Here is a 13,279-nt window from a genome sequence, read left to right as displayed (position 1 = left end):
TCCTCCTCCTCAATTAACGTACTACTGAAATATCACCCTTTCGTGTTTCCGAACGCCCGTCGAAATACTCCACCCGCAGGAAATAGGCATAAATCCCCGTATTCACAGGCTTATCACGGTGTGTACCATCCCAGCCCACGGTTTGCGAGGTGGTTTCAAACACGATTTCACCGTTGCGGTTAAACACAATAAACTCAAGCGTGCGGATACCCGGACCGTACACAAACAATACATCGTTTGCCCCGTCGTCATTCGGCGAAAATGCCGAAGGCACAAACAAACCATACGCTTCAATTACCTGAATACGTACTGTGTCGGAACTGGTACAGCCGTTTGCGTTTGTGAGTGTTACGGTGTAAACCGTATTTACCGTAGGACTTGCTACCGGCGATGCGCAGGAAGTGCAACTTAATCCGGCAGAAGGCGCCCAGCTGTATGTGCCTGTACCAGTAGCGGTGAGTTGCAGGCTGCTTCCGATACCAATGGTGGCACCCGAACTTACAGTGAGCACCGGTGGAGCAGCTACGTTAATATAATTAGTAAGCGTAATCGTATCGCTGCCAAAGGTGTTGGTCACAATCAGAATTACATCATATACACCGGCAGAAGCATAACATACCGAACCCGGATTCTGCTGGGTGGATGAAGCCGGAGTACCGCCCGGAAACTGCCAGCTCCACGACGAGGGCGCACCTGTACTCAAATCGCTGAAGCTGATACAGTCACCTTCACAAAGCGTTTGGTCGGAAGCAGAAGCCTGAGCCACCGGAGCCACACATGGCTGCACCGTAACTGTTACTGAACTTGTGGCGGTGCATCCGTTGGCATCGGTTACGGTGAGTGTGTAGGTGGTTGTGGTGGCGGGCGTAACAGTAACGGTGGCACCGCTAAGGTTGCCCGGCTGCCAGTTGTAGCTGACGCCCCCGCTGCCGGTAAGTGTGGCCGGCTGCCCGCTGCACACGGTCTGGTTGCTGCCTGCATTAGCCAAAGGCGGCGGATTTACGGTAATGTAGCTGTTTTGTGTGAGCGTATTGCTGCCGTTGGCATTGGTTACGGTAAGTGTAACGGCATACGTGCCGGGGCTGTTGTAGCAAATATTGGTTGGATTTTGTACGGTTGAAGAAGCCGTGGCGGCGCCGGTAAATGTCCAGCTCCACGAGGTGGGCGGGCCGGTGCTCTGATCGGTGAAATTGATGCAGTCGCCCACACAGATGCTGAGGTCGCTGGCAGTAAATGCAGCTATCGGGCCCACGCAGGGAATAACGGTAACAGTAACCTGTGCAGTACCTGTGCAGCCGGCGGCGTTTGTAACAGTAAGTGTGTAGGTTGTGGTTGCAGCGGGCGTTACGGTTATGCTGGCTGTGGTAAGGTTGCCCGGCTGCCAGAGGTAAGTGCCTCCGCCGGTGCCGGTTAGTGTGGCCGGCTGTCCGGTACACACGGTTTGCCCGGCTCCTGCCGATGCCGTGGGCAGTGCGCTTACGGTAATGAATGCAGTTTGGGTAAGTGTGCCCGTACCGTTTGCATTCGTGGCAGTAAGTGTAACCGCATACGTGCCCGGTGTGTTGTAACAAATGTTTGCCGGATTTTGCACGGCCGATGTGGCTGTGGCCGAACCGGGAAACGACCAGCTCCACGCTGTGGGTGAGTTTGTGGTAAGATCAGTAAAGCTGATGCAATCGCCCACGCAAATGCTGCTGTCTGATGCCGAAAATGCCACTACGGGAGCAAGCGGATTAGGCGGCGTGCTCAGTTCCATATTATCAATGGCAATAGAAGGATCAGTGCCCACGCCGTCGTCGTTGTTTACCCAGCGGAAACCAATTTTCACATTGGCGTTGTTGTTGGCCGATGCCGGTAGTGCCACGGTGTAGTTTGTCCACTGTCCCTGCGGCGCACAGGGCCCGTTGTTGGTGGCCGGCGGGTTGGCAAGGAAAGTCCATGTAGCGCCGTCGAAATACCAGATTTCGGCATCGTCGTTGGGCGCGGCACCCTGTTTAATATAAGTAAAGCTGAGTGTAATGGTTGACTGCCCGGTGCAGTTGATGGCAGGCGATTCGATACGGCGGTTGGTTTGCGGACAGGAAAGAATACCGCAGAGTCCGCCGGCATCGTAAGCAGCGCCAATATCGCCAAACCAGTTTACAGAAGCGCCGATATGCAGCGAAGCGCCTGTGGCCGTGGCTGTGAGCGGCACACAGCCGGTGCCGCAGTTGCCGGCCACATAGCCGTTTTCGGCACAGCTTACATACCATTCATTCGGGTCAGTGCCTTCAAGGCCCATTACTGTTTGAGTCCAGGAACCGTTTGCGCTCGAATAGCCTATGGCAGTGCAGCCAGAAGCACAGCTGTTGTTAAAGTTTTCCGACCAGAACACCTGGCCTTTTGCAGCCAAATGCAACAGCAGCGTAAAAAGCAGCAGGTAAAGGTTTTTCATACAACTACATCAATAAAATCTCAGTAACTGTTAGGATTTTTTCTTACTAATGATTTTGCTCCGGCAAGGGTTCGGTTGGCGTTTATTTCCAACGATTTTACGGAGAATTACCGATGTAGTTACATACCGGTGTACGGTGCCGAATCAGAACCTGAAGGCACTACATTTAGAGGCTGCACAAGAATGCCAGGGTATCAACACCATCAGCATAATCGGCCGGGCCGGGGCATTGGGTTTGTCCGAACGGCAGTGCGCCGGGCCACAGTTGTGCGGAGCCGGCCACACATTGCAATTCCGGTTGGAGACTTTGCAGGCGTGTCTGCAACGCTTCGGGGCTGCTGTAGCTTTCCCAGAACAACATGCCGGGAGGCGAGCTGAGCGCGGCATCTTCCTTGAGCAGCAGGAAATTATTATCAAGCAGGGTTTCGCGGCTCAGCAGATACAGCGTGCGGTGATATTCATAGTTGTTCATGTACTTTTTGTGGCCGGTCATGGTTTCGCCCCAATGCAGAATGGATTCGTAAAAAGTATTGAATGAGTAACCTTCAGGCACAAATAGTTTAGACACACTGCGGCAGCCCAGTCCGAAGTAAATGAACACATCGTCGCCAAGGGCAGTAAGTGCTTCGCGGGTTTCGTTGCCGGTGAGCACGGCTACGCTGTGACGGTTTTTGCGGATAATGTGCGGGTATTTACCGAAGTAATAATCGAAATACCGCGATGAATTGTTGCTGCCGGTGGCAATTACCGCATCAATTTTCGGCAGGCGGAAATCGGTAAACACAAACTGCCCTTCAAACCTCGGCTCAATTTCGGTAAGCAATGCACCAATGGCCGGCATCATGCGTTTATCATCGCTCGATAGTTTGCCGCAGAATTTTGCCCCTGCAAGCAGCACGGCCGCAAAATCATCAAATCCCACCATGGGCAGGTTACCGGCCAGTATTACCGCCACATTTTTATCGTGCAGGCTGGCGGGAAAAGTGTAGTTACCCAGCCAGTTTTCCAGTACCTCTTTGCCCAGTCCGGCCGCCATTTGCTGCAGGCGGTGACGGATAAACGCAGGGGTGTACCAGCCATTGGAAAGGTGATAGCCCGGAATCATTTCCTGAAAGTCCGTTTCGGCCGCCGAAACCGCATTGCCATTGGCGATACGCCCAAATGCCTCGCCAAGCGAAACAAATGCGGCAATACGCTCTTCTCGATTTAACATGAACTTTTGGCCTTTCCGTTGGTTGATATTATGTATTTTTGCACACCGCAAAACTAACAAGAAGCAACCAACTATGGCGATCAAAATAACCGACGAGTGCATTAACTGCGGAGCCTGTGAACCCGAATGCCCCAACAACGCAATATATGAAGGCGGTGCCGAATGGCGTTTTGCCGACGGAACCTCCCTCAAAGGCATGTTCACCTCCAAAACCGGTATCTCAGCCGATGCCGATACTGCTCAGGAACCGGTGCAAATGGATTACTACTACATTGTAACCGACAAATGCACGGAGTGCGTAGGCTTTCACGACGAGCCCCAGTGCGCAGCCGTTTGCCCGGTTGACTGTTGTGTGGACGATGAAAACCACCGCGAAAGCAAGGAAGAACTCCTCGCGAAAAAAAGCTCACTGCACCTTTAGTGCCATACGGACATTAGTTGTCCTGCATAATTTCCATATAAATAATGCCGTTCGGACCCTTCATCGTCCTGACGGCATTTTTTTTGCATATCACCATACAGTATGTGCAGTTTCCCTTAACTCAATAACTTTACACAATATCCGTTTACCATTTATGACCCGTTTTCTGGCCTGCCTTTTTTTCCTCAGCCTCAGCCTGCATGCAGTGGCTGATGATACGCCCGCTTCGCCCCGCCTCAAAGTACTTGAAGATTCGTTAAAACGTATCGGACCAAAAGTATTTAAAGGAAAGGATGAAGCGAAACTGGAGGCCAATAAAAAATTTACCGCTTTTTTGCGCGAAGCCCTCAGCGAGCAGGGCGCATTCAGCTATCCGTTTGATTCGCTCAAATTCATGGCCCGGCTCACCGCGCCCGACGAAAAGTTCCGCATCTTTAACTGGAACCTGCCGCTCAACGATGGCACACATCAATATTTTTGTTTTATTCTGATGAATAACGGTAAAGATGCCCAACCCCTTATTCACGAACTCACCGATAAATCCGACGAAATTCGCAGCCCGGAAACATCCACACTGAGTGCCGATAAATGGTATGGCGCACTCTATTACCGCATTGTACTTACACAAAGCAAAAAAGATAAATACTACACGCTGCTTGGCTGGGACGGCAACAACAACATGATCTGGAAGAAAGTAATTGAAGTACTCACCTTCCGCAGCGACGGAGCACCCGTTTTCGGCGAAAACTCGCTCTTCGATATGGGCAAAATTTCAAAGCGCCGTATTATTTTTCAGTACAAAGCGGAGCTGGTTATGACACTCCGTTATGAAGAAAGCGACAAGCAGATTGTATTCGACCGCCTCGCTCCTGAAATTCCCAATGCCGACGGCATGTACCAGTTTTATACACAGACGTTTACTTACGACGGATTTAAGTTCAAAAAAGGGAAATGGCGGTTGATTGAAAATATTGAGGCAAAGAACAAAAAGCGCAGGCAGGATGATAAGTACAACGCGCCCGGATCACCGGATATGAACAAGCAGCGAAACGAAGGCGATAAGCCTAATTTGGGCGGAAGGCCCAAATAAACGTGTTGAACGTGTACTGTAAAATGAAAATGATTTATTTAAACTGATCTATTGTAAATATTATGCTGCTCATTCACAATGTGAAGAATGACTGCGACTATGAATTATCCTGCTGAATCTGGTCTGTTTTTCAATATCTAAAAACAATTTAATATCCACTAAAACGACTCCTAACTTTAGGCAAACGAATTACCGTATAAGTGGTTAGCAGAATATATATCCTGCAAAGTAAATTTTGCGGTATTTTACCAAGACGTAGCTCCTGCTCCCAAAGGTTCATAACTTTGCCAATAACTGTAAATAAGAAATTAATCGCTTCAAAAAAATGCAAGACCTGCTATTTGATTTTATCTCCAAATATATTTCTTTGGATGAAGAGGAGAGAAACACACTCATTTCATTGAATTTATTTCATTCGGTAAAGAAGGGTACAATTATTCTGAAGGAGGGACAAAAATCGAACGAAAGCTATTTTGTGTTAAAAGGCTGTATTCGAAAATACTATATTATTGACAGTGAAGAAAAGACAACTGCATTTTACACAGAAATGGATGCGATTACTCCTCATTGTGTGATAAGCCAAACACCGTCTGAATATTATATAAGTTGCGTAGAAGACACCATCCTTACAATTTCAAATTCAGCTATGGAAGTGGAAATGAATAGTAAATTTCCAAAGTTTGAAATTATGTGCAGAAAACTGTCTGAAGAACTTTTAGCTAAACAACAAATAGACTTTGATGAATTTAAAACCTCTTCGCCAGAACAACGTTATCTGAATCTGTTAGAAAAGAGGCCGGATCTTCTTCAGCGTGTGCCCCAGCACCAGTTAGCCAGCTATTTAGGCATTCAGCCACAATCGTTAAGCAGGCTGCGTGCAAGAATTCTGGATAAGAAAAGCTGAGCGCGTTCTTAACTTAAGTGCTGTAGCTATGCACTTTTGTCAATCTACTTTTGCTGCATCGTTTCACTAAAAGAAAACGAAAATGCAAAAGAAAGTCTTTTTCCTTGCCAGCCTCTTACTCATTGCATGCAGCCTTAATCTCAAGGCACAACATGCTGAGGCAGACAGCACGTACCGGCGCTGGTTTGTGGGAAGTTCGCTGCTGATGTTAGGAAATTTTATCCCGGATGACCCCAACAAACCGGAGTATATCCAGTTGAATGTGGGGTACCGGATAACTCCTCACGATGTGGTGTCTTTTAGGTTCAAACGATCAAAATACAGCTGGCCGATTGGGATTCCTTTCGGCCCTTCATTTGATGCCCCCGGCCTGAACTATCCTGGTCATGCGCGCATAATTGCACCACAATTAGGCTATCAGCGATTTTGGTGGAAAGGTGTTTATACATCGTTGTATGCACTAAATGCGTTTGAAAAATATGTGGACGCAACGGATAAAAAGATTGGAAACGGATACACCTTATATCTGGACTTTTATCTCGGATATCAATTTAAGTTTTTTAAAAACCGGTTCTTTTTTGAGCCCGCTATCGGTTGCAGCTATTGGCCGCTGCGAACCAATGTGCCTGAATCTTTTAAAGCTGTGGAAAACAAGTGGCCCAATTACTTTATTCAGCCCGGTTTGGACTTTGGATTTAACTTTTAGAGGCTGATAAATATACAAACACCAATACCGGCAAGGCCGATTTCTTAACTTAAGTGTAGGAGTTAAGCACGGGCGCCAATCTACTTTTGCATTATCAATTCTAATTAGTAAAAACTATGCAAAAGAAAGTTTTATTTATTGCTTTTATCGTAATGATAACAAGCTCGCTCCATCTTAAAGCGCAGTATTCTGAAACAGACAGCACATACAGACGTTGGTTTGTGGGGACTTCATTATTTATGTTGTTCGGCAATTTAGACAAGGAAAATCCGCCCAATTTCGTTCAGCTCAATATTGGTTACCGGCTTACTGGAAAAGATGTAATTGGAATAGCGCCCAAAACATGGAAATATGCATGGCCGAATGGTATTCATCCGTTTCTAAATGATGCGTACAAAAAACCCGAAGAAAAATTTCCGGGCTATATACGTGAGATTGGCGCCACATTCTCTTATACCCGTTTTTTTTGGAAAGGCTTATATGCGCAGCTTGACGTAATGCCTACCTGGCAGATTTTTGTGAATGACAACGGGAAGAAAATTAAAGATGGTTTTCAGATTTTCAATTCATACCGCGTGGGCTATCACATCAAACTATTTAAAGACCGGTTTTTCTTCCAGCCATCGGTTTGCATGACTCATCGTGCCTATCACACACCCTTACCCGACGGATTTAAACAACTCGATGACAAATGGCCCAAAATTATTTTTCCTGAACCCGGGCTCAATATTGGATTCAATTTCTAACGACAAACTCACCACACATGAATGCTAAAGTTGAGCTGGAAGACATGAAAATTAACATCAAAACGAAGCTTGCATTGTTATGGACAAGCGTAATGTTCTTCATCATTTATCTGGATTATTTCCATTTATACATGCCGGGAACAATCGACGATATTCTGAAAGGCAAGGTGTTTGTATTTGATATTTCGCAAGGCTTTCTTTTAATCGCACTTGGCTTAATTGGCGCTCCGGCACTGATGATTGCTCTTTCCGGTGTACTCCCTGCAAAAGTAAATCGTTGGACAAATATCTGTATTGCCGCGGTAAATATCCCCTTTATCTTGTTTAATCTGGTCGGAGAAGCCTGGATACACATGGTGATTGGCGCTGTAATACAAGTTATTCTTCTTTGTATGATTATCAATTATGCCTGGAAATGGCCGCGGGTTAACACATAAACGATTGATAACCCAAAATTTGACAAACATCGGTTCTGCTAATTTTTGAATATCAGAACGATCATTTCAACAGACGAATTCCTGACAGCCTGTTAAAGACTGTCGGGAATTCGTCTTTAAATTTATACCTATCATAAACACGGAGTCTGCAACGGAGACTTAAAAAGAAAACGAAATTGAACGGACACAACAATCGGTGGCCGCTACTTTCTAATTCTATCCAAAGGATAGGCTCTTTAAAAGCAAGTTACCAAAGATCAGGGTAAAATTAGATGATTCAGCCAATTGTATATATTTAGAAAATCACCTTCAATTTACCCATCAAAAAATAAATCATTTTTTTTGCAACCGGATTGAAAGTTGCCTGTCTATTATTAAAACATGAGCAACGATAGTAGCTACATTTCTGACAAGGCTATTGTGACCAACATCCTGAATGGTAATGTTCAGGGCTTTGCTGTTGTAATAAAAAACACGGAAAAACTGGTTGCTCAGATTGTACGTAAAATGACTGTAAATGAAGATGACCAGAAAGATCTTGTGCAGGATATTTATTTAAAGGTTTATCAAAATCTGGCTTCTTTTCAATTCAAATCAAAATTATCAACCTGGATTGCGAATATTGCTTACAATACCACTGTAAATTACTTGCAAAAAAAGAAAATACAAGTTGTTGGTATTGAAGATAAACTGGAGAACCGATTTATCGAAATCCCAAACCCGGAAGTTGAAACAATTCATGCAGAGTCAATAGAAATTCTGCATGCAGCAATCGGCCGTCTCCCTCCTTTGTATAAAACGTTAATCACGCTTTACCACATAGAAGAATTACCCAACAAGGAAATTGCGGAGATTACCAATCTACCGGAAGGAACAGTAAAAAGCTATTTGTACAGGGCAAGAAAAATTCTGAAAGACAATATCAATCACCACTATAAAAACGCGCAGTTATGAATAACAACCATTTAACTGACGAAACGATTCAAGCTATTATTTTGAATGAGATTCAGGATAATACTTATGACGCACATCTTGCCGGGTGCTTCATTTGCAGGAAAAAGCGTGATGAATATCACGCACTGATTAATCAGCTGCAGGAAGTAGAAACAGAAACGTTTTCATTCGATGTTTCTGATCTGGCAATGCATGCAGTTATGCTTTTTGAGAAGAAGAAAAGGGGAAAACAGGAATTATTTTTTTGGGGATTTTTTGCAGTTATGCTGATTATCGTTTCCTCTTTTTCAATTCCTTATATCGCTCAAGTGCTGGATTATATATGCGCCGGTTCAATAGTTACAACACTTCTGGTAACAGGAACTGCCCTGATAGTTTTACTGATTATCCTGACCGATATTATTCGGCAGTATAAAACAAAAGAGGGAAATTTATTTAATACAAATTTGCAACCGATGTCATAAAAGGTTGTCTGATTGAGTATAATTCAAAATTAATATGGAGATGAAAAAAATATTGGTGTGCTTACTCATGCTGCAGATGCCTGTTCTGGTATCCGCGCAAAACAATCCGATTAATGAACCGGCAGGAAATACCTTTGTCACACAACCTGTTGTTGAAATGATATTCCCCATTCTGTTTATGTCATTTCTGGTTCTTATGCTTGTCACACTGGTTAACTATTTTTTAGAATACCGTTTAAAAAACAAACTTATTGAACGGGGAATGACTGAGCAATTAGCGGCTTACTCATTAACTAAAAATATTCAGGAGAAGAAGAATAATGCAATTAAACTGGCTATTCTTTTTTGTGGCCTCGGTATAGGTTTGACCATTACTTATCTGACTGCACCGATCAATATTCATTCTTTGGCGATAATGGCTTTTAGTCTTGGCCTAAGTTATTTAGCGTATTTCTTCTACATAAGAAAATAAGGCGCTCCTAGTTCAATTCTTTTTACAAAATAAAATTACTCACTCAGTGAGCTGGCTATTTATTGCCATAAACAAAACCAATTTCGAACAAAGTCAATTATAATACTCACACAAAATGAAATTCACATTCACCTGTTTAGCACTGTTATCTACCCACCTGTTTTTCGGGCAATCAAAGCCAGTATCATCGAAAGCAGATCCCGGATCAGTTGTAGTTTCCACACAACAAACAGAAGCTGAAATTGATGCCATTTTCAATCAGGCATACCCGGCCAATTCGCCGGGTGCCACTGTGCTGATTGCTCAGGGCGACAAGATTATTTACCGAAAAGCTTTTGGTATGGCAAACCTGGCATTGAATGTGCCTATGAAGCCCGAAAATGTGCTGCAGCTGGCTTCTATAACCAAACAATTTACCAGCGTTAGCATATTGATGTTGATGGAACAAGGCAAATTAAGCCTGAACGATCAGCTGTCGAAATACATTGCTGATTACCCACGAGGAAACGAGATTACGCTGCATCATTTGCTGAATCATACTTCCGGCATAACAAGCTATACCAATTTGCCCGAATTCAGAGCAAAAACACGGCTCGACATGCGTCCTGAGGAAATCATCAGTTCGTTTAAAAATCTTCCCCTTGAGTTTACTCCCGGCGAAAGGTATGCCTACAGCAATTCGGGCTACGTGCTTTTGGGTTATATAATTGAAAAACTTTCTGGCATGAGCTACGGTGACTTTGTGCAGAAAAACATCTTTGATAAACTCGGAATGAAAAACTCGTATTATGCCGATAATTACAAAGTAATTCCCCGCATGGCCAATGGCTATCAGCTCTATGAAGGCAATTACGAAAATCCGGAGTACATGAGTCCGACTATTCCTTATGCAGCCGGTTCATTAATGTCAACCATTGACGATATGTTTTTATGGCACAGCGCCATTCATCATCACACACTTATTTCAGCACAAAGTCAGAAACTGGCATTTACAAACCACACTTTAACAAGCGGTAAGTTGTCAAATTACGGATATGGCTGGGCAATAAATGAAATAGCCGGAACAGCTACACTTGAACATACCGGCGGAATGAATGGTTTTACCACATCCGGCATTTATGTTCCTGAACGTAATATTTATTCCATTGTATTAACCAACCGCGATGACGGGAAAGGGCCGGAAGCATACAATATAAAAGCCGTTTCTGCTCTTTTAGGCAAATCACTTATTGAAAAAGCTCCGGTTACAATTTCGGAAAAAGAGTTGAAGAAATGGGTAGGAGCCTATCAGTTTGAGGATGTGGTACGCTTCATCTCGTATGAAAACGGATCGCTTTACAGTATGCGCGAGGGTGGACGCCCGATAAAACTCGAACCATTGTCGGCAACAGAATTCAGATTTGAAAACCGTTTAGCCACATACACCTTCTCCTCAAAAAATGGTAAAAAGCAGGTGCTTTATACCGACAGGATTGAAAAAAGCAGGGGCATTGAAACGGATAAAAAACCAATGGCTGAAATGGAAACCATACAATTACCGTTGCAAACACTTGTCAGCTATACAGGGGTATATGAACTGCAACCCGGTTTACAAATTGAAGTGGAAATTGAGAACGAACACCTTTTTGCAAAGTTCCCGGAGCAGCCGCCTGTTGAGCTTTTTGCCTTAGCCGAGCAGCGTTTTATAATTAAGGAAATGGGAGCGCAGGTGGTGTTTAACTTACATACGGATGGAACAATTATCAGTCTTACATTTTCTCAGGGCGGACAGAAAATGGAGGGTGCTAAAGTAAAGTAAGAGACGGGGTGTTTGAAAAAAAGTAAGTCAAGTATATTTTTAAAAGAAATTGAATTTATCGCGTCATGTCGTGATAAATTCAATTTCTTTTTGCAATACGTTTACCGGGGCATAGAAAGCAAACCATCTGCCCCAAAACTGTTAAATACTCCCAACCTCATCCCCCCGCTGAAGCGAGTTAAAGCGTAAAACCAACGCTACAATGAAAACTCCTTCTCCCCTCCTCCATGCGCTGCTTGGCGGTGTGCTGCTGTCCACAATTACACTTTACACCAGCTGCGGGCAAGCCGGTATGGCGAGCCGGATTCTATTGCGCAGCCTGCTAAACCACCCGAAGATGCTGAGCAAAGCCACTGACTGCCCGCTTGGGCTGGTGTGCAGCACTGCCCGGCAGGCCTGTCGCCGCTTCAGACCGAAACGCAGCGCATAATAAATTTCGGGCGCTGATCTTTCCGGCGTGTTTGTATTTCGTAAATTCGGGCACTATTCAACCAACACCATGCAAACAGTTCTGAATGCTGTAAAAGCACACAATTTCAGCGCCGGTCCCGGCATACTTCCGGCCGATGTGTTGAAACAGGCCGCCGAAGCCTGCATTAATTTTGACAATCTCAATCTTTCTCTGCTCGAAATCTCGCACCGCAGCAAAAACTTTGAAGCGGTTATGGACGAGAGCCGCGAGCTGGTGAAAGAATTGCTCGGACTGGGCAGCGGCTGGCAGGTGCTTTACCTGGGCGGCGGAGCCAGTTTGCAGTTTGCCATGGTGCCCTACAACCTGCTGCGCACCGACGGTTTTGCAGCCTACGTAAATACCGGTGTGTGGGCTTCAAAAGCCATCAAAGAAGCAAAAATGATTGGTGATACCCGCGTCATTGCTTCGTCGGAAGACAAAAAATTCACCTTTATTCCCAAAGGCTACGAAGTGCCGGCTGATGCCGATTACCTGCACATCACCTCCAACAACACCATTTACGGCACACAGATGAAAGCGTTCCCCACATCGCCCGTTCCGGTGGTGTGCGACATGTCGAGCGATATTTTCAGCCGCGAAGTAAATGGGAATGATTTCGGGTTGATTTACGCCGGTGCGCAGAAAAACATGGGCCCTGCGGGTTCTACCATGGTAGCCGTGCGCGAAGACCTGCTGGGCAAAACCGGCCGCAAAATGCTGTCGATGCTCGATTATCAGGTACACATTAAAGGCGGCTCCATGTACAACACACCGCCCGTGTTCCCCATTTATGTAACCATGCTTACCTTACGCTGGCTCAAGGCCAACGGCGGTGTAAAATGGATTGAAGGCATAAACAACGCCAAAGCAGCCTCCATGTATGCCGAAATTGACCGCAACAGCCTGTTTACCGGCACCACAGCCGTGGAAGACCGCTCGTTTATGAACGCCACGTTTGTAATGACCAAACCCGAGCTTGAGCCCGAGTTTGACAAAATGTGGAAAGCAGCCGGCATAAGCGGAATACGCGGCCACCGCGATGTGGGCGGATACCGTGCCTCGCTCTACAATGCGCTGCCCCTCGAAAGCGTGCAGGTGCTGGTGGATGTGATGAAAGAGTTTGAAGCGAAGTTTGCGTAAGCATTCCATTCTGTTGAAACACATATAAGTTACAGCCAGCGCCCAATTC

The 13,279-nt window shown here is 45.3% G+C and carries 14 protein-coding genes; 12 read left to right on the top strand and 2 right to left on the bottom strand.

Annotated elements, in window-relative coordinates; translation table 11 throughout:
• Positions 1 to 13 precede the first annotated feature (13 nt).
• Both IM638_13765 and IM638_13760 read right to left on the bottom strand, forming a co-directional pair.
• The gene (locus IM638_13765) at positions 14 to 2,434 is read right to left on the bottom strand and encodes a PKD domain-containing protein (GenBank protein MCA6364102.1); all 2,421 of its coding nucleotides are present in this window, start codon (positions 2,432 to 2,434) and stop codon (positions 14 to 16) included.
• A gap of 166 nt (positions 2,435 to 2,600) precedes the next feature.
• Entirely contained in the window at positions 2,601 to 3,647 is a 1,047-nt protein-coding gene (locus tag IM638_13760; GenBank protein MCA6364101.1) for an acyl-CoA reductase, read from the bottom strand.
• 73 nt (positions 3,648 to 3,720) lie between these two features.
• On the opposite strand from IM638_13760, the gene IM638_13755 reads away from it, so the two are divergent.
• The 12 genes from IM638_13755 to serC all read left to right on the top strand — a co-directional run bounded on the left by IM638_13755 (position 3,721) and on the right by serC (position 13,230).
• Positions 3,721 to 4,068: a 4Fe-4S dicluster domain-containing protein gene (locus IM638_13755; GenBank protein MCA6364100.1), complete on the top strand. Its 348-nt coding sequence runs from the start codon at positions 3,721 to 3,723 to the stop codon at positions 4,066 to 4,068.
• A gap of 154 nt (positions 4,069 to 4,222) precedes the next feature.
• Entirely contained in the window at positions 4,223 to 5,158 is a 936-nt protein-coding gene (locus IM638_13750; protein MCA6364099.1) for a hypothetical protein, read from the top strand.
• A 325-nt stretch (positions 5,159 to 5,483) separates the two neighbouring features.
• Positions 5,484 to 6,062 (top strand): Crp/Fnr family transcriptional regulator, encoded by a 579-nt coding sequence (locus IM638_13745; GenBank protein ID MCA6364098.1) that lies wholly within the window; start codon positions 5,484 to 5,486, stop codon positions 6,060 to 6,062.
• A gap of 82 nt (positions 6,063 to 6,144) precedes the next feature.
• Positions 6,145 to 6,768 carry a hypothetical protein gene (locus IM638_13740; protein MCA6364097.1) on the top strand — a complete coding sequence of 208 codons (624 nt, stop codon included), beginning with the start codon at positions 6,145 to 6,147 and terminating at the stop codon, positions 6,766 to 6,768.
• Positions 6,769 to 6,884: 116 nt separating this feature from the next.
• Positions 6,885 to 7,514 (top strand): hypothetical protein, encoded by a 630-nt coding sequence (locus tag IM638_13735; GenBank protein MCA6364096.1) that lies wholly within the window; start codon positions 6,885 to 6,887, stop codon positions 7,512 to 7,514.
• Between the two features lie 17 nt (positions 7,515 to 7,531).
• On the top strand, positions 7,532 to 7,951 hold the full coding sequence (locus IM638_13730; GenBank protein MCA6364095.1) for a hypothetical protein: 420 nt from the start codon (positions 7,532 to 7,534) through the stop codon (positions 7,949 to 7,951).
• Between the two features lie 381 nt (positions 7,952 to 8,332).
• Positions 8,333 to 8,905, top strand: coding sequence for a sigma-70 family RNA polymerase sigma factor (locus tag IM638_13725; GenBank protein ID MCA6364094.1), 573 nt, complete (start codon positions 8,333 to 8,335; stop codon positions 8,903 to 8,905).
• The gene (locus tag IM638_13720; protein ID MCA6364093.1) at positions 8,902 to 9,369 is read left to right on the top strand and encodes a hypothetical protein; all 468 of its coding nucleotides are present in this window, start codon (positions 8,902 to 8,904) and stop codon (positions 9,367 to 9,369) included. The genes IM638_13725 and IM638_13720 overlap by 4 nt, the downstream gene beginning before the upstream one ends.
• A gap of 40 nt (positions 9,370 to 9,409) precedes the next feature.
• On the top strand, positions 9,410 to 9,841 hold the full coding sequence (locus IM638_13715) for a hypothetical protein (protein ID MCA6364092.1): 432 nt from the start codon (positions 9,410 to 9,412) through the stop codon (positions 9,839 to 9,841).
• Positions 9,842 to 9,956: 115 nt separating this feature from the next.
• Positions 9,957 to 11,639, top strand: coding sequence for a serine hydrolase (locus IM638_13710; GenBank protein MCA6364091.1), 1,683 nt, complete (start codon positions 9,957 to 9,959; stop codon positions 11,637 to 11,639).
• Between the two features lie 202 nt (positions 11,640 to 11,841).
• The gene (locus IM638_13705) at positions 11,842 to 12,069 is read left to right on the top strand and encodes a hypothetical protein (protein MCA6364090.1); all 228 of its coding nucleotides are present in this window, start codon (positions 11,842 to 11,844) and stop codon (positions 12,067 to 12,069) included.
• Between the two features lie 69 nt (positions 12,070 to 12,138).
• Entirely contained in the window at positions 12,139 to 13,230 is a 1,092-nt protein-coding gene (serC, locus tag IM638_13700) for a 3-phosphoserine/phosphohydroxythreonine transaminase (protein ID MCA6364089.1), read from the top strand.
• Positions 13,231 to 13,279 lie beyond the last annotated feature (49 nt).

This window comes from Bacteroidota bacterium, from assembly GCA_020402865.1.
Classification (GTDB): domain Bacteria; phylum Bacteroidota; class Bacteroidia; order Palsa-965; family Palsa-965.
Note: the sequence above shows the minus strand (reverse complement) of the source record. Positions and strands in the feature narration are given on the sequence as shown.

Coding starts and splice junctions, on each gene's coding strand:
- IM638_13765 (MCA6364102.1), bottom strand. CDS start 2,434: ATGAAAAACCTTTACCTGCTGCTTTTTACGCTGCTGTTGCATTTGGCT.
- IM638_13760 (MCA6364101.1), bottom strand. CDS start 3,647: ATGTTAAATCGAGAAGAGCGTATTGCCGCATTTGTTTCGCTTGGCGAG.
- IM638_13755 (MCA6364100.1), top strand. CDS start 3,721: ATGGCGATCAAAATAACCGACGAGTGCATTAACTGCGGAGCCTGTGAA.
- IM638_13750 (MCA6364099.1), top strand. CDS start 4,223: ATGACCCGTTTTCTGGCCTGCCTTTTTTTCCTCAGCCTCAGCCTGCAT.
- IM638_13745 (MCA6364098.1), top strand. CDS start 5,484: ATGCAAGACCTGCTATTTGATTTTATCTCCAAATATATTTCTTTGGAT.
- IM638_13740 (MCA6364097.1), top strand. CDS start 6,145: ATGCAAAAGAAAGTCTTTTTCCTTGCCAGCCTCTTACTCATTGCATGC.
- IM638_13735 (MCA6364096.1), top strand. CDS start 6,885: ATGCAAAAGAAAGTTTTATTTATTGCTTTTATCGTAATGATAACAAGC.
- IM638_13730 (MCA6364095.1), top strand. CDS start 7,532: ATGAATGCTAAAGTTGAGCTGGAAGACATGAAAATTAACATCAAAACG.
- IM638_13725 (MCA6364094.1), top strand. CDS start 8,333: ATGAGCAACGATAGTAGCTACATTTCTGACAAGGCTATTGTGACCAAC.
- IM638_13720 (MCA6364093.1), top strand. CDS start 8,902: ATGAATAACAACCATTTAACTGACGAAACGATTCAAGCTATTATTTTG.
- IM638_13715 (MCA6364092.1), top strand. CDS start 9,410: ATGAAAAAAATATTGGTGTGCTTACTCATGCTGCAGATGCCTGTTCTG.
- IM638_13710 (MCA6364091.1), top strand. CDS start 9,957: ATGAAATTCACATTCACCTGTTTAGCACTGTTATCTACCCACCTGTTT.
- IM638_13705 (MCA6364090.1), top strand. CDS start 11,842: ATGAAAACTCCTTCTCCCCTCCTCCATGCGCTGCTTGGCGGTGTGCTG.
- serC (MCA6364089.1), top strand. CDS start 12,139: ATGCAAACAGTTCTGAATGCTGTAAAAGCACACAATTTCAGCGCCGGT.